The following is a 15,771-nucleotide window of genomic DNA, read 5'->3' on the forward strand; positions in this document are numbered from 1 at the left end:
CTCAGGCGTCTCAGCTGAGCGTCTTCAGCGACGCCGCGTCGTACGGCTTCAGCTCGTCGAGGCGGTCGGAGAGCACCTTGGCCGCCCACTCCGGGTCCTGGAGCAGCGCGCGGCCCACGGCGACCATGTCGAACTCGTCGGCCTCCATGCGGTCGAGGAGGTTGTCGATTCCCTTGACCTCGGAGCCCTGGCCCTGGAAGGCGCCCAGGAACTCGCCGTCGAGGCCCACCGAGCCGACGGTGATGACCTGCTTGCCGGTGAGCTTCTTCGTCCAGCCGGCCAGGTTCAGGTCCGAGCCGTCGAACTCCGGCAGCCAGTAGCGGCGGGTGGAGGCGTGGAAGACGTCGACGCCGGCCGCGGCGAGCGGGGTGAGGATCGCCTCCAGCTCCTCGGGGGTCTCGGCGAGGCGGGCGGTGTAGTCCTGCTGCTTCCACTGCGAGTAGCGGAAGATGACCGGGAACTCGGGGGAGACCGCGGCGCGGACCGCGGCCACGATCTCCGCGGAGAACTTGGTGCGGGCCACCGCGTCGCCGCCGTAGGCGTCGGTACGGCGGTTGGTGCCCTCCCACAGGAACTGGTCGAGGAGGTAGCCGTGGGCGCCGTGGAGCTCCACGCCGTCGAAGCCGATGCGCTCGGCATCCGCGGCGGCCTTGGCGAACGCGGCGATGACGTCGTCCAGGTCCGCCTGCGTCATCGCCTTGCCGGCCGGCTCGGCGTCCGCCGCGACCAGGCCGGACGGGCCCATCGCGGGGGCGTCCGGGAAGGGGGCCTCGCCGTCCTTGCGGACCATGCCGATGTGCCACAGCTGCGGGACGATCGTGCCGCCCGCCGCGTGCACGTCCTCGGCGACCTTCGCCCAGCCCGCGAGCTGCTCCTCCCCGTGGAACCGGGGCACGCGCGCGCTGTTGCCGGCCGACTCATGGCCGACGTACGTGCCCTCGGTGACGATCAGGCCGACTCCGGCGGCGGCCCGGCGGGAGTAGTACGAGCGCACGTCCTCACCCGGGATGCCGCCCGGGGAGAACATGCGGGTCATCGGCGCCATCACGATCCGGTTGGGGACGGTGAGACCGTTGAGCGCGATCGGGCGGGACAGGACCTGGGCCGCGCGGGAGGCGGGCGTCGTGACGGTCACGTGGGGGCTCCTCGTGAGAGACGGGGTTAACCGAGCGGTATGTGAGCACGCATTGTTGCAGCTCCTTAAGTAATCGCCTATGCGCTGCCCCACATTCCGCCCCTGCAGAAGCCTTTACGTGACACCGCTCACACTGCCCCGGTTCAGCCGCCGCCTGGCCTACTCCGAAGGGCCTGACCCCCGGACGGCTGGAAGACGATCCGGCGACCGTTGCCCAGCTGTCGGCATCACCCTCGACACCGAGAAGCTGAAGGACTACGCCGACCGACCTCAGCAAACGCCCGAGGGCGGCATCCCCAGCCGGAAGCTGGGGATGCCGCCCTCGCAAAGGACAGGTGATCCGGGAAGGATCAGAAGTCCATGTCACCGCCCGGCATGCCGCCGCCGGCCGGCGCGGCGGCCTTCTCCGGCTTGTCGGCGATGACGGCCTCGGTGGTGAGGAACAGCGCGGCGATGGAGGCGGCGTTCTGCAGAGCAGAGCGGGTCACCTTCGCCGGGTCGATGATGCCCTCGGCGACCAGGTCGACGTACTCGCCGGTCGCGGCGTTCAGGCCGTGGCCCGGGGTCAGGTTGCGCACCTTCTCCACCACGACACCGCCCTCGAGGCCGGCGTTGACGGCGATCTGCTTCAGCGGGGCCTCCAGGGCGATGCGCACGGCGTTGGCGCCGGTCGCCTCGTCACCCTCGAGCTCCAGCTTCTCGAAGACCTGGGAGGCCTGCAGCAGGGCCACGCCGCCACCGGCGACGATGCCCTCCTCGACGGCCGCCTTCGCGTTGCGGACGGCGTCCTCGATGCGGTGCTTGCGCTCCTTGAGCTCCACCTCGGTGGCGGCACCGGCCTTGATGACCGCGACGCCGCCCGCGAGCTTGGCCAGGCGCTCCTGGAGCTTCTCGCGGTCGTAGTCCGAGTCGCTGTTCTCGATCTCGGCGCGGATCTGGTTGACGCGGCCGTTGACCTGCTCCGAGGAGCCGGCGCCGTCGACGATGGTGGTCTCGTCCTTGGTGATGACGACCTTGCGGGCGCGGCCCAGGAGGTCCAGGGTCGCGTTCTCCAGCTTGAGGCCGACCTCCTCGGAGATGACCTCGCCGCCCGTGAGGATGGCGATGTCGCCGAGCATGGCCTTGCGGCGGTCACCGAAGCCCGGGGCCTTGACGGCGACGGACTTGAAGGTGCCGCGGATCTTGTTGACGACCAGGGTCGACAGGGCCTCGCCCTCGACGTCCTCGGCGATGATCAGCAGCGGCTTGCCCGACTGCATGACCTTCTCCAGGAGCGGGAGCAGGTCCTTGACGGAGCCGATCTTGGAGTTGGCGATGAGGATGTACGGGTCCTCGAGCGACGCCTCCATGCGCTCCATGTCGGTCGCGAAGTAGGCGGAGATGTAGCCCTTGTCGAAGCGCATGCCCTCGGTGAGCTCGAGCTCCAGACCGAAGGTGTTGCTCTCCTCGACGGTGATGACGCCTTCCTTGCCGACCTTGTCCATGGCCTCGGCGATCAGCTCGCCGATCTGGGTGTCGGCGGCGGAGATGGACGCGGTGGAGGCGATCTGCTCCTTGGTCTCGACGTCCTTCGCCTGCTCCAGCAGGGCGGCGGAGACGGCCTCGACGGCCTTCTCGATACCGCGCTTCAGCGCCATCGGGTTGGCACCGGCGGCGACGTTGCGCAGGCCCTCCTTGACCAGGGCCTGGGCGAGCACGGTCGCGGTGGTCGTACCGTCACCGGCGACGTCGTCCGTCTTCTTGGCGACTTCCTTGACCAGCTCGGCGCCGATCTTCTCGTACGGGTCCTCGAGCTCGATCTCCTTGGCGATGGAGACGCCATCGTTGGTGATCGTGGGGGCGCCCCACTTCTTCTCGAGGACGACGTTGCGGCCCTTGGGGCCGAGCGTCACCTTGACGGCGTCCGCGAGCTGGTTCATGCCGCGCTCGAGGCCGCGCCGCGCCTCCTCGTCGAACGCGATGATCTTGGCCATGTGAAGTGGTCCCTCCAGGACTGGGGGTGATTCCTTCGGACCGCGCCCGCGCCCGCGACGGACGGCTCGCCGGCCGCGTGGTTCCTTGCCCCACTTGGCCTGCGGGCCTCACCGACCCGGTCCTTCACTGTCACTCTCACCTTCAGAGTGCTAACGCCAATGATTAGCACTCGGCATGCACGAGTGCAAGGCGCACCCGCGAAGCGGGTTCGTTGAGGGGTGGTGGTCGGGCGACGGGTGGGCGCAAGCGCCCTCCGGGGTACGGCACCCCCGTCAGCCGCCCGCGAACACCGGACCCCGGGCATGACGCAGGGCCCACACCCCGAGCGAGGTGCGGGCCCTGCGAAGATGAACGAAGAACGTCGCTGACAGTCGACGCGTGCTTCAGCTGGTCGCCAGCCGGACCATGTCCGCCTGCGGGCCCTTCTGGCCCTGCGAGATCTCGAAGTCGACCCGCTGCCCCTCTTCCAGGGTGCGGTAACCGTCCATCTGGATCGCGCTGTAGTGGACGAAAACATCCGCACCACCGTCGACCGCGATGAAGCCGTACCCCTTCTCCGCGTTGAACCACTTGACGGTGCCCTGAGCCATGCCTAACTCCCCTATTACTGGCCCTTGCACAGATCCACACTTCGCGGACCCGGGTCAGACCTCACCCCCCATCGGTCGGGGGCGTGCGCCGGAACGCGTCGACCGCGGCTGAATGTATCTGTCCAACTGCCGTCTGCAACAGGTCAATCGGACGAGAATTCTGGACGGGAACGGTCCGGAATGTGGTGTGAATTCACCCGACTTCAGGGCAAGTCGGGCCCTACAGACCGCCACAAAAGCCGCATAAAGCCCGCACACTTTGGCTACTTCTTGTCGGGCGTCCGGCATGAATACAGGGCTCCCGACCGGTCATGTCGAGAGCGCGTTCCCCAACTCTACCGCGCTCAATCACGCAGAATTGCCCCCTCCGCTTCTCTCACGGAGGGGGCAATTCGATGAACAATGCGTAACTGAAGTTACCTAAGGTAACGATCAGCCGCCGGCGACGGCCGGAATGATGGAGACGCCGGCGCCGTCCGGGGTCGCGGTCTCCAGGCCCTGCTCGAAGCGCACGTCGTCGTCGTTGACGTAGACGTTCACGAACCGGCGCAGCTTGCCCTGGTCGTCCAGCACGCGCGCGGCGATGCCGGTGTGGTTCTTCTCCAGGTCGGCGATGACCTCGGCGAGGGTGGCGCCCTCGGCTGCCACTTCGGCCTGCCCGCCCGTGTAGGTGCGCAGGATGGTGGGGATGCGAACGGTCACGCTCATGCGAGGCCAGCCTCTCGGAAGGAGTCCAGGGTCGGTCGGATGGTGGCGGTGAGGCCGGTACCGGCCACCGCGTCAAGGGTCTTCAGGCCGTCGCCGGTGTTGAGGACCACCGTGGTCTTCGTCGGGTCCAGGACGCCGTCCTTGAGCAGCTTGCGGGTGACGCCGACGGTCACACCGCCCGCCGTCTCCGCGAAGATGCCCTCCGTGCGGGCCAGCAGCTTGATGGCGTCGACGACTTCCGCGTCCGTCACGTCCTCCACCGCACCGCCGGTGCGGCGCGCGATGTCCAGGACGTACGGCCCGTCGGCCGGGTTGCCGATGGCGAGGGACTTGGCGATGGTGTTCGGCTTCTGGGGCCGTACGACGTCGTGGCCGGCCTTGAAGGCGCTCGACACCGGCGAGCAGCCCTCGGCCTGCGCACCGAAGATCTTGTACGGCTTGTCCTCGACCAGACCCAGCTTGATCAGCTCCTGCAGACCCTTGTCGATCTTGGTGAGCTGGGAGCCGGAGGCGATCGGGACCACGATCTGGTCGGGCAGCCGCCAGCCGAGCTGCTCGCAGATCTCGTACGCGAGGGTCTTGGATCCCTCCGCGTAGTACGGCCGCAGGTTGACGTTGACGAAGCCCCAGCCCTCGCCCGCCGGGTCGCCGATCAGCTCGGAGCAGAAGCGGTTCACGTCGTCGTAGTTGCCCTCGATGCCGACCAGCTCGCCGCCGTAGACCGCGGCCATGACGACCTTGCCCTGCTCCAGGTCGTGCGGGATGAACACACAGGAGCGGAAGCCGGCCCGGGCGGCGGCGGCGCCGACGGCACCGGCGAGGTTGCCGGTGGAGGAGCAGGACAGGGTGGTGAAGCCGAAGGCGCGCGCGGCCTCCAGGGCCTGGGCCACCACGCGGTCCTTGAAGGAGTGGGTCGGGTTGCCGGAGTCGTCCTTGACGAACAGGCCGCCGGTGACGCCGAGTTCGGCCGCGAGGTTGTCGGCCTTGACCAGCTTGGTCCAGCCCGGGTTCAGGTTCGGCTTGTCGGCGACGTCGGCCGGGACCGGCAGCAGCGGCGCGTACCGCCAGATGTTCGCGGGGCCGGACTCGATACGGCGGCGCAGCTCTTCGGTCTCGTAGGCGGAGAAGTCGTAGGCGATCTCCAGCGGGCCGAAACACTCCTCGCAGGCGAACACCGGGCCGAGCGAGACGCGGTGACCGCACTCGCGACAGCTCAGGGCCGCGGCGGGGCCGAGGTCGACGGTGGAATCGGTCGAGCTTGCAACTGTCTGCACAGCCATGGAGGCGAGGCCCTTTCTCCTCATCTTCCTCACGACGCACCTCGCCGTGAGACGGATTTGGCACCTTCCCTGGCCGGGAGCCTCGCGTGAACGAGTGCGGCTCAGGGGGGTTGCCGGGGCTTCATCGGGCCGTGTCCCTCTGCCCCTCTGGATGAGCGGTATGCGGTTGTGAGCGCCTGGCTGACCCCCGACATGCGATGGTCATCAGCGTTGTTCAAGACTGTAACCGAAGGCCAAGACAGTTGAGAGAGTCGTCCGAACCGCGAGACAACAGTGAGGAGCCGCCGACCGTGCTGGAAGAAGTCGAGCGCTGGCTGAGCACCCGCTCCTGGTCCGTGACCGATCGCCCACTGCACAAGATCTTGGCCGCCAAGCAGCGTACGGGCCAGTCGGTGTCCGTCGTGCTGCCCGCGCTCAACGAGGAGGAGACGGTCGGCGACATCGTCGCGATCATCCGCCACGACCTCGTGGAGCGGGTCCCGCTCGTCGACGAGATCGTGGTGGTCGACTCCGGCTCCACCGACCGCACCGCCGAGGTCGCCGCCGCCGCGGGCGCCCGGGTCGTTCACCGGGACGAGATCCTGCCCCGCATCCCCGCCGTCCCCGGAAAGGGCGAGGTGCTGTGGCGCTCGCTGCTGGTGACCAGCGGGGACATCGTCTGCTTCGTCGACGCGGACCTGAAGGAGTTCTCCCCCGACTTCGTCACCGGGATCGTCGGCCCGCTGCTCACCGAGCCGGACGTGGACCTGGTCAAGGCGATGTACGACCGTCCGCTCGCCGGGGCGGCCGGCCAGGGCGGCCGGGTCACCGAGCTGATGGCCCGCCCGCTGCTGAACATGCACTGGCCGCAGCTGGCCGGATTCGTGCAGCCGCTGGGCGGCGAGTACGCGGCCCGGCGCTCGCTGCTGGAACAGCTGCCGTTCCCGGTCGGGTACGGCGTGGAGCTGGGCATGCTGGTGGACGCCCTGCACCTGGTGGGTCTCGACGCGCTGGCGCAGGTGGACGTGGGCGTGCGCAAGCACCGCCACCAGGACGGGCAGGCGCTGGGCCGGATGGCCGCGGCGATCTACCGCACGGCCCAGCTGAGGCTGGCCCGGGGCCATCTGATCCGCCCCTCCCTCACCCAGTTCGAGCGGGGCGAGGACGGCTTCGAGCCGCGCACCTACTCGGTGGACACCGAGGAACGGCCGCCGATGGCGGAGATCGCCGAGTACGCCGAGCGCCGCGTGGCCTGAGTTCGTATACGGCCGCGACACCCGGCGTGGCCGTACGTTTGAGCGTTTCCGGGCCGGGCTAGGTTGAGGACCATGGCTTCCACGCAGGGTGCTGCCGAGAAGGCTCAGGTGCTGGTCGCGTCCAACCGCGGCCCGGTTTCGTACACGGTGGACGAGAACGGCTCGCTGTCCGCCAAGCGGGGCGGCGGCGGGCTGGTCTCGGGGCTGTCGGCCATCGGACCGGACGCGGACTCGCTGTGGGTGTGCGCGGCGCTCGACGACGGGGACCGGGAGGCCGTACGGCGCGCGGGCGGCGGGCCGCTGCCGGACGAGGACACCGGCGGGCAGCGGGTGCGGATGCTGGACATCGACGCGAAGGTCCACTCGGACGCCTACAACGGCATCGCCAACTCGGTGCTGTGGTTCGTGCACCACATGCTGTACCAGACCCCGCTGGAGCCGGTCTTCGACACGGAGTTCCGGCGCCAGTGGGCGTCGTACGAGGCCTACAACCGGGCGTTCGCCGAGGCGCTGGCCGAGGAGGCGGCCGAGGGTGCGGCGGTGCTGGTGCAGGACTACCACCTGTGCCTGGTGCCGGGGATGCTCCGCGAGCTGCGCCCCGACCTGCGGATCGGCCATTTCTCGCACACCCCGTGGGCGCCACCGGAGTACTTCCGGCTGCTGCCCGACGACATCGCCGCCGAGCTGCTGCGCGGCATCCTGGGCGCGGACCGGGCGGCGTTCCTGACCAGGCGCTGGGCGGACGCCTTCACGGAGTGCTGTCACGCGGTCCTGGGACCCGGTACCCCGGCCCTGCGGGTCGGTGTGCACGGGCTCGGCGCGGACGCCGACTTCCTGCGCAAGCGGGCCCATGAGCCCGATGTGGACGAGCGGATGGCCGCGCTGCGCGCGGAGATCGGCGAAGGCCGCAGGACCGTCGTGCGCGTCGACCGCACCGAGCTGTCCAAGAACATCGTGCGCGGTCTGCTGGCGTACCGGCAGTTGCTGGAGGACCGTCCCGAGTGGCGGGAGCGGGTGGTGCATCTGGCGTTCGCGTATCCGTCGCGGCAGGACCTCGCCGTGTACCGGGACTACACCGCCGAGGTCCAGCGGGTGGCCGAGGAGATCAACTCGGCCTATGGCACCCCCGGTTGGACGCCGATCGTGCTGCACGTCAAGGACGACTTCGCCCGTTCCCTGGCCGCGTACCGGCTCGCCGACGTGGCGCTGGTCAACCCCATCCGGGACGGCATGAACCTGGTCGCCAAGGAGGTGCCGGTCGTCTCCGACGAGGGCTGTGCGCTGGTGCTGTCGCGGGAGGCAGGGGCGTACGAGGAGCTGGGCGCCGACGCGCTCGTGGTGAACCCGTACGACATCGGGGGTACGGCCGACGCGTTGCACTCCGCGCTGAGCATGCCGGCGGACGAGCGGGCGGAGCGGTCGAAGCGGCTGGCCGCTGCCGCCACCGCGTTGCCGCCCGCTCAGTGGTTCCTGGATCAGCTGCGGGCGCTGGAGGAGCTTCAGTCCAGCTGAGCCGCGAGGGTCCGCAGCAGGTGTACGACGCCGGGCGGGCCGTCCACCACCACGTCCGCGCGTTCCGCCAGCTCCGTGACCTCCGTGCTGCCGCTGCAGACCAGGAGGCCGGGGACGCCGTCGGCGCGGAGTTCGTCGACGGCGGCGAAGGCGGGGAGGTCGCCGAGGTCGTCTCCGGCGTAGAGGACGGACTCGGCGCCGGTCCTGCGGACGTGGTCGGCGAGGGCCACGCCCTTGTCCATGCCCGGCGGGCGCAGTTCCAGGACCAGCCGGCCGGGTTCGACGATCAGGCCGTGGCGGGCGGCGAGGTCGGTGAGGGGGCCGCGCAGGGCCTCGAACGCGGCCTGCGGGTCGTCGGCGCGGCGGGTGTGCACCGCGACCGCCCGGCCCTTCTCCTCGATCCAGGTGCCGTGCCAGGCGCCGGCGCGGTCCAGCACGCCCGGCAGCTCGGCGCGGGCCGCCGCGACGCCGGGGTGCGGGGGCGGGGCGGTGACGGTGGCGGTGACCGCGTCCCAGCGTTCGGCGCCGTAGTGGCCGAGGACGGTCAGGCGCTCCAGGCCGGGGACGCCGGCGAAGCCGCCGTAGCGGACCGCGACGCCGGCGGGGCGGCCGGTGATCACGGCGACGGAGGCGACCTTCGGGGCGAGTGCGGCGAGGGCCGGTACGGCCTCGGGGTGGGCGCGGGCCTGCTCGGGGTCGGCGACGATGGGGGCCAGTGTGCCGTCGAAGTCCAGACCGACGATCGCGGCGGACGGCTTCGCCAGGAGCGCGGCGAGTCCGTCCCGGCCGGGCTGGGTCTGCGGGGTCGGCAGAGGGTCCATACAGCGACACTATCCAGGCTCGCCCGGCCTCACTCCTGGGGCCTTCTCGGTCGGCCGAACGAGCGCCCGCGCAGCCGGTTCAGCGTTCCGTGCGCCGGGTCTCCCGCACCCTCCGCAGGCGGTTCACCGTCACCGGGTCCGCCGCCAGGGCCCGCTCGTCGTCCAGGAGCGCGTTCAGGAGCTGGTAGTAGCGGACCGGGGACAGGCCCAGTTCCTCGCGTATCGCTCGCTCCTTCGCGCCGGGGCCGGGGAAGCCGCGGCGCTCCAGGGCGAGGATGGCTTGTTCGCGGAGGGGCAGTTCCATGGAGTCACCGTAGCGGTGGGCACTGACAGCCGCGCTCAGTTCCTGGCGCTGCTGTCCGCCGCCGTCGCCGTCGTCTGGAGGCGGGTCAGGACGCCGGCCGGGTCGCCGCCGGGGGCGACGGCCTGGCCGATGTTCTGCTTCACGGCCGCGCTGACCGTCGCCCAGGAGGTCTTGCCGGCGGGGTACAGCTCGGAGGTCGGCAGCTGGTCGAGGAAGGGGTGCAGAGGGCTGTCGGTCGGGGCGTCCGACGCGCTCATGGTGTTGGACGCGGAGCCGGTGACCGGCAGCAGGCCGTACTCGCGGGAGAACGCCAGGACGTTCTTCTCGCTGTAGACGAAGTTGAGGAAGTCGCCGATCCGGTCGCGGTGACCGTTCTGCTTGAAGGCCATCATCCAGTCGGTGACGCCCATGGACGCCCTGGATGTACCGGTGCGCCCCGGCATCGGCACCATGCCGAACTGCACGCCCTTCTTCTCGGCCTGCTGGATCAGTGTGGGGTGCCCGTTGAGCATGCCGACCTGGCCGTCGGCGAAGGCGGCGAACGCGTCCGCGCGGTTGAGCCTGCCGGGCGCCACCGGCCCGGTCAGGCCCTTGTCGACCAGCTCGTCCTTGAGCCAGGTGAAGGTCTGGACGTTCGGCGCGGAGTCGATGGTGTAGGTGCCGATGTCGTCGGTGTAGCCGTTGCCGCCGTTGGTGCCGCTGCTGCCGTTGGTGCCGCTGCTGCCGCTGCTGCCGCTGAGCAGCCACTGCATGGTCTCAGCTTGGGCCTCCTCGGGGCCGAGCGGCAGCGCGAAGGGGTACTTCACGCCCTTGTCCTTGAGCGCCCTGGCGTCGGCGGCCAGCTCGTCCCAGGTGGTGGGCGGGGTGATGCCGGCCTTGGCGAACAGGGTCTTGTTGTAGAAGAGCACGCGCGTGGAGGCGGCGAAGGGTATGCCGTACTGCGTGTGGTTCCACTGGCCGGCCTCGGAGAGCTGGGCGAGGAGGTCGGCCTGGGTGGGGATGGAGAGCAGGTCGGAGGCCGGGTAGAGCTTGCCGGCTGCCGCGTAGTCGGCGTAGGCGCCGATCTGGGCCAGGTCCGGGGCGTGGCCGGCGGCGACCATGTCCTTGACCTTGGCGTCGACGTCGTTCCAGGAGTACACGCTGACGTCGATCTTCACACCGGGGTGCTTGGACTCGTACTCCTTGGCCAGGGCGTCCCAGTACTTCTTCGAGCTGTTGGCGGGGGAGTCGCCGTAGTCGGCGGCGACGAGTCTCAGTGTCACTTCGGAGGCCGTACTCCCGCAGCCGCCGAGGACCGCCGTCATGCCCAGTGCGGACACCACCGCGATCGTTCCTGCCGTACGCCGACGCAGCACCCTCAAAACCCCAACCCTGCTGTCTGACCGTTCAATATATGGACACATAAGGTCTACACCACGTGAGTGGACTAGACCTCTCGCGGGTGGGGGGCCACACTAGGGCCCGTGGTGAGACATGTCATCGCCCTGGACGTGGGCGGTACCGGGATGAAGGCCGCCCTCGTCGGCGACGGCGGCGTACTGCTCCACCGCGCCCGCCGCGCCACCGGACGCGAGCGCGGACCGGACGCGGTGGTCGGGACGATCCTCGACTTCGCCGCCGAGCTGCGCGCGTACGGCGTCGAGCACTACGGCGTGGCCGCCGCCGCTGCCGGCATCGCGGTCCCCGGCATCGTCGACGAGGAGCGGGGCATCGCCTCCTACGCCGCCAACCTCGGCTGGCGGGACGTACCGCTGCGCGCCCTGCTCACCGAGCGGCTCGGCATCCCCGTCGCCCTCGGCCACGACGTGCGCACCGGCGGTCTCGCCGAGGGCCGGATCGGCGCGGGCAGGGGCGCCGACCGGTTCCTGTTCGTGCCGCTCGGCACCGGGATCGCGGGCGCCATCGGCATCGACGGCCGGGTGGAGGCGGGCGCGCACGGCTTCGCGGGCGAGATCGGCCATGTGGTCGTACGGCCCGGCGGGATCGCGTGCCCCTGCGGGCAGCACGGCTGCCTGGAGCGGTACGCCTCCGCGTCCGCCGTCAGCGAGGCCTGGGCTGCGGCCTGCGGGGACCCGGACGCGGACGCCGCCGACTGTGCCAAGGCCGTCGCGTCCGGCGACCCGAACGCCGTCCGGGTCTGGCAGCAGGCGGTCGACGCGCTCGCCGACGGCCTGGTCACCGCGCTCACCCTGCTGGACCCGCGCACCCTGATCATCGGTGGCGGTCTCGCCGAGGCGGGGGAAGTGTTGTTCCCACCGCTGCGCGACGCCGTCCGGCGCCGGGTCACCTTCCAGAAGCTCCCGGCCATCGTCCCCGCCGCCCTCGGCGACACCGCCGGCTGCCTGGGCGCCGGCCTGCTGGCCCGCGACCTGCTGGCCACGACAACCACTTCTACGACTCCGGAGGTAAGCGCCTGATGGCTCCCAGCTTGGTTCTCACAGGTGCTCGGGTGGTGCTGCCCGGCGGAGTGGTGGACGACGGACGCGTTTGCGTCGAGGGCACGAAGATCGTGGCCGCGACGGCCGAGAGCGCCGAGACGCTCGACCTCACCGGCCACTGGCTGGTACCGGGCTTCGTCGACATCCACAACCACGGCGGCGGCGGAGCCTCCTTCTCCGGTACCCCGGACGACGTCATGAAGGCCGTCCGCACCCACCGCCTGCACGGCACCACCACCCTCGTCGCCTCCACCGTCACCGACGAGACGGACCTGCTGGCGACGCAGGCCGGGCTGCTGAGCGAGCTGGCCGAGCAGGGGGAGATCGCGGGCATCCACTTCGAGGGGCCGTTCATCTCGCCGTGCCGCAAGGGCGCGCACTCCGAGGCGCTGCTGCGCGACCCTGACCCGGCCGAGGTCCGCAAGCTGATCGACGCCGCGCGCGGCAAGGCGAAGATGGTCACGCTCGCGACCGAGCTGCCGGGCGGCATCGACTCCGTACGGCTGCTCGCCGAGCACGGGGTCATCGCGGCGATCGGGCACACGGACGCCACGTACGAGCAGACGGTCGAGGCCATCGACGCGGGCGCCACGGTGGCCACCCACCTGTTCAACGCCATGCCCGCCCTCGGCCACCGCGCCCCCGGCCCCATCGCCGCCCTGCTGGAGGACGAGCGGGTCACGGTCGAGCTGATCAACGACGGCACGCATCTCCACCCGGCCGCGCTGGAGCTGGCCTTCCACCGCGCGGGCGCGGACCGGGTCGCGTTCATCACGGACGCGATGGACGCGGCCGGGATCGGCGACGGCCGTTACATGCTCGGCCCGCTGGAGGTCGAGGTCAGCGAGGGTGTGGCCCGGCTGGTGGAGGGCGGCTCGATCGCGGGCTCCACGCTGACCCTGGACCGTGCGTTCAGGCGGGCGGTGACCGTCGATCGGCTGTCGGTCGAGGACGCCGTACAGGCCCTGTCGGTCAACCCCGCCCGCCTCCTGGGTCTTTCCGACCGCATCGGCTCGCTGGAGCCGGGCAAGGACGCCGACCTGCTGGTGCTGGACGCGGGCTTCGACCTCAAGGGCGTGATGCGGCGGGGCGAGTGGCTGGTGATCCCGCCCCAACTGGCCTGATCTGCCCGTCTTTTCCCTGGACGACGGCCGGCTCATGACTGGGCCGGCCGCCGTCTGTTTGGCATGATCGTGCCCCCGGAACCGATGACAGGCACAGGGACTTCGAGGGAGGTCGGCCCGGGTGATCCTCACGGTCACGCTGAACACCGCTCTCGACCTCACCTATCGCGTGCGGTCGCTACGGCCGCATGCCTCGCACCGGGTCTCGGAGGTCATCGAACGGCCCGGCGGCAAGGGCGTGAACGTGGCCCGGGTGCTGGCGGCGCTCGGGCACGAGGTGACTGTCACGGGGTTCGCGGGCGGCGGGACCGGCCGGGAGATACGCGACCGGCTCGCCGATGTACCCGGGGTGACGGACGCGCTGGTCCCGGTCGCGGGCGCGACCCGGCGCACGATCGCGGTCGTGGACGAACTCTCGGGTGACACGACCCAGTTGAACGAGCCGGGCCCGCTGATCGCCGCGGCGGAGTGGGGCGCGTTCCTGGACCGCTACGAGGAGCTGCTGCCCGGCGCCTCGGCGGTGGCCCTGTGCGGCAGCCTGCCGCCGGGCGTGCCGGTGGGGGCGTACGCGAACCTGGTCCGCGCCGCCCGCTCCCACGGCGTTTTTGTGTTGCTGGACACCAGCGGCGAACCCCTGCGCCGCGGAGTGGCGGCCCGCCCGGACCTCATCAAGCCGAACGCCGACGAACTGGCCGAACTGACCGGCTCCCACGAGCCGTTGCGCGCCACCCAGGATGCGCGACGGCGCGGGGCGCACGCGGTGGTGGCCTCCCTCGGCCCGCAGGGCCTGCTGGCCGCGACCCCGGAGGGCCACTGGCGCGTGGCGCCACCCTCTCACGTCCCCGGCAACCCCACAGGCGCAGGAGACTCCGCCGTCGCGGGGCTGCTGTCAGGGCTGGTGGAGCAGCTGTCCTGGCCGGACCGCCTGACCCGCGCGGTCGCCCTGTCGACAGCCACCGTACGGTCCCCGACAGCGGGCGATTTCGACTGCGCGGCTTACGAGAAACTCCTGGCGCGAGTGTCGGTCGCGGCGGCGTGAAGGCTGTGCATCCCTTGCCGGATTTGCCCACCTGGCAGTTTGGCCGAAAGCGATTTCCTTTCATGACAGCCGATTGATCCTGTGATCATCTGTTCGCTGCATCGACCGAAAGCGAACGATTCAGAATCGGGGACCTGTGAGCGTACTCAAGAAGAGCCTGACAACGATCGCCGTAGCCGGCGCATTGCTGGGCGGCGCCTTTGCCACACCGGCCGCGGCGGCCGATCCCAACACCTGCCCGAAGGGCAAGTTCTGCGGATGGTCGGGGCCGAACAGGACCGGGACCAGGACGGTCTACTCCGAAACGCCCGGCTGCATCCCTCTCGACCACATCGCCCGGTCCGTCTCGAACCAGACTTCTTACACTCTGGTTTTCTGGAAGGCCACCCTCGGCTGCGCCACCGGCACCAAGCTGGTCACCCTGAAGCCGGGCACCTACTCGGACAACCCCGGCAGCGCCAACTCGGTTGAGATTTACGGCTGAGGTGCGCCAAGAGCGCTCAACCTGAAGTTCACAATGCCCGACAGCCGCCGGAAATCAACACCTCCGGCGGCTGTCCCGCTTGACGGACCGCATCAACCTCTACTTGGTGATGTAGAGCTGGTCCAGGACAGCGTTGCACTGGTTGCCCGCATTGCAGGCGAGCACGATCGTGTTGGTGCCCTCGTGCAGGTTGACGTTGGCCCACGTGGTCTTCCAGCCCTTCTCCCAGTCACCTGCGGGAGTGTTGCCGAAGTTCTTCATGTTCAGCGGCTGGGTGTTCGCCTCGCCGTTGACCAGCAGGGTCGCATTGGCGTCCGCGCCTGGGACACCGTAGCGCACGTACAGTCGGTAGGTGCCGGCGTTCTGGATGCCGTTGACGGTCCAAGTGACCTTCGCCCCAACCTGGTTGAAGCCCGTCACATAGACGCCGCCGGCGGCCTTGGCACCCTTGAAGTCGGACGCCGTGGTGGCTCCGCCCTCCAGGCCAAGGGCCTTCGCGTCGCTCTTCGGCAGCTCACCGGCTGCCGCCGGTTTGCTGTTCGACGGGCTCGGGCTCTGGCTCTGGGACTGGGTCGGGGTGCCGCCCGCCTGGTTGTTGTGCTTGCCGTCGTCCGCGTTGCCGTTGAGCATCGTGATGCCGATGCCGATGACGACCGCGGCGACCACCGCGATCGCGCCGATCAACAGGCCCTTGGTGTTCGGGCCGCGGCGGCCGGGAGCCGGCGGTACCGGCTGTCGGCTGGTCGGGGCGCCGCCGGGCAGGGTCTCGGGGGCCTGGTAGTAGGCGTTCGGCTGGCCGTGGGCACCCTGCTGCTGCGGCACTCCCTGGCCGTAGGCGGCCTGCGGCTGGCCGTACTGCCGCTCGCCGACCGCCCGCACCCTGCTGACCGAGTTCGGGTAGCCGTAACCGCCGGACGGCGGCTGGGCCCCTCTGGCCTGGCCGTCGGCGTACAGATAGCCGAACGGGTCGTCGTCCTCGGGCGTGCTCGGGCCGTTTTCGCCGGGCGTCATCCCTAGGTCTCCTCAGCGGGTGCGAGTGGATGCGGTACAGGTCTGAAGGGGGAGCCTACCCGCTCCGACTGTGCCAAACGGGTGACTCGAATCGCATCAAGTCCCTGACCTGCGGA

15 protein-coding genes and 1 riboswitch are annotated in these 15,771 nt (G+C 70.3%); of the genes, 6 read left to right on the forward strand and 9 right to left on the reverse strand.

From position 1 onward, the window contains the following. Nucleotides 1-10 precede the first annotated feature (10 nt). The 5 genes from ACFYOH_RS27540 to thrC form a co-directional block, all read right to left on the reverse strand. Nucleotides 11-1,135: an NADH:flavin oxidoreductase gene (locus ACFYOH_RS27540; RefSeq protein WP_388630652.1), complete on the reverse strand. Its 1,125-nt coding sequence runs from the start codon at nt 1,133-1,135 to the stop codon at nt 11-13. A 350-nt stretch (nt 1,136-1,485) separates the two neighbouring features. After that, nucleotides 1,486-3,108: a chaperonin GroEL gene (gene groL, locus ACFYOH_RS27545; protein ID WP_031170937.1), complete on the reverse strand. Its 1,623-nt coding sequence runs from the start codon at nt 3,106-3,108 to the stop codon at nt 1,486-1,488. 384 nt (nt 3,109-3,492) lie between these two features. Further along, nucleotides 3,493-3,699 (reverse strand): cold-shock protein, encoded by a 207-nt coding sequence (locus ACFYOH_RS27550; RefSeq protein WP_019057200.1) that lies wholly within the window; start codon nt 3,697-3,699, stop codon nt 3,493-3,495. A 432-nt stretch (nt 3,700-4,131) separates the two neighbouring features. After that, entirely contained in the window at nt 4,132-4,407 is a 276-nt protein-coding gene (locus ACFYOH_RS27555; RefSeq protein ID WP_004000249.1) for a MoaD/ThiS family protein, read from the reverse strand. After that, nucleotides 4,404-5,687 carry a threonine synthase gene (gene thrC, locus ACFYOH_RS27560; RefSeq protein ID WP_388630658.1) on the reverse strand — a complete coding sequence of 428 codons (1,284 nt, stop codon included), beginning with the start codon at nt 5,685-5,687 and terminating at the stop codon, nt 4,404-4,406. The genes ACFYOH_RS27555 and thrC overlap by 4 nt, the downstream gene beginning before the upstream one ends. 17 nt (nt 5,688-5,704) lie before the next feature. Continuing rightward, nucleotides 5,705-5,845, reverse strand: a riboswitch (SAM riboswitch). A 132-nt stretch (nt 5,846-5,977) separates the two neighbouring features. On the opposite strand from thrC, the gene ACFYOH_RS27565 reads away from it, so the two are divergent. Together ACFYOH_RS27565 and ACFYOH_RS27570 are read left to right on the forward strand one after the other, a co-directional pair. After that, a complete protein-coding gene (locus ACFYOH_RS27565) occupies nt 5,978-6,922 on the forward strand; it encodes a glucosyl-3-phosphoglycerate synthase (RefSeq protein ID WP_388630661.1) in 945 nt (314 codons plus the stop codon). A gap of 72 nt (nt 6,923-6,994) precedes the next feature. Then, nucleotides 6,995-8,434, forward strand: coding sequence for a trehalose-6-phosphate synthase (locus ACFYOH_RS27570; RefSeq protein ID WP_388630664.1), 1,440 nt, complete (start codon nt 6,995-6,997; stop codon nt 8,432-8,434). Here the strand turns inward: ACFYOH_RS27570 and otsB are convergent. The 3 genes from otsB to ACFYOH_RS27585 form a co-directional block, all read right to left on the reverse strand. Next, nucleotides 8,422-9,255: a trehalose-phosphatase gene (otsB, locus tag ACFYOH_RS27575; protein WP_388630666.1), complete on the reverse strand. Its 834-nt coding sequence runs from the start codon at nt 9,253-9,255 to the stop codon at nt 8,422-8,424. The genes ACFYOH_RS27570 and otsB overlap by 13 nt on opposite strands. A 79-nt stretch (nt 9,256-9,334) precedes the next feature. Continuing rightward, nucleotides 9,335-9,559: a DUF3263 domain-containing protein gene (locus ACFYOH_RS27580; protein ID WP_388630669.1), complete on the reverse strand. Its 225-nt coding sequence runs from the start codon at nt 9,557-9,559 to the stop codon at nt 9,335-9,337. A gap of 35 nt (nt 9,560-9,594) precedes the next feature. Continuing rightward, nucleotides 9,595-10,881: an extracellular solute-binding protein gene (locus ACFYOH_RS27585; RefSeq protein WP_388630997.1), complete on the reverse strand. Its 1,287-nt coding sequence runs from the start codon at nt 10,879-10,881 to the stop codon at nt 9,595-9,597. A gap of 144 nt (nt 10,882-11,025) precedes the next feature. On the opposite strand from ACFYOH_RS27585, the gene ACFYOH_RS27590 reads away from it, so the two are divergent. From ACFYOH_RS27590 to ACFYOH_RS27605, 4 genes are all read left to right on the forward strand, one after another. Then, nucleotides 11,026-11,976, forward strand: coding sequence for an ROK family protein (locus ACFYOH_RS27590; protein WP_388631000.1), 951 nt, complete (start codon nt 11,026-11,028; stop codon nt 11,974-11,976). Continuing rightward, nucleotides 11,976-13,121: an N-acetylglucosamine-6-phosphate deacetylase gene (nagA, locus tag ACFYOH_RS27595; protein WP_388630672.1), complete on the forward strand. Its 1,146-nt coding sequence runs from the start codon at nt 11,976-11,978 to the stop codon at nt 13,119-13,121. The genes ACFYOH_RS27590 and nagA overlap by 1 nt, the downstream gene beginning before the upstream one ends. Before the next feature lie 121 nt (nt 13,122-13,242). Then, nucleotides 13,243-14,160: a 1-phosphofructokinase family hexose kinase gene (locus tag ACFYOH_RS27600; protein WP_388630675.1), complete on the forward strand. Its 918-nt coding sequence runs from the start codon at nt 13,243-13,245 to the stop codon at nt 14,158-14,160. A gap of 136 nt (nt 14,161-14,296) precedes the next feature. Further along, nucleotides 14,297-14,644 carry a peptidase inhibitor family I36 protein gene (locus ACFYOH_RS27605; RefSeq protein ID WP_388630678.1) on the forward strand — a complete coding sequence of 116 codons (348 nt, stop codon included), beginning with the start codon at nt 14,297-14,299 and terminating at the stop codon, nt 14,642-14,644. Nucleotides 14,645-14,743: 99 nt separating this feature from the next. Here the strand turns inward: ACFYOH_RS27605 and ACFYOH_RS27610 are convergent, their stop codons facing one another. Then, nucleotides 14,744-15,655 (reverse strand): CBM35 domain-containing protein, encoded by a 912-nt coding sequence (locus tag ACFYOH_RS27610; RefSeq protein WP_388630681.1) that lies wholly within the window; start codon nt 15,653-15,655, stop codon nt 14,744-14,746. Between the last annotated feature and the right edge of the window lie 116 nt (nt 15,656-15,771).

The organism is Streptomyces sp. NPDC007856, assembly GCF_042868225.1.
GTDB lineage: Bacteria > Actinomycetota > Actinomycetes > Streptomycetales > Streptomycetaceae > Streptomyces.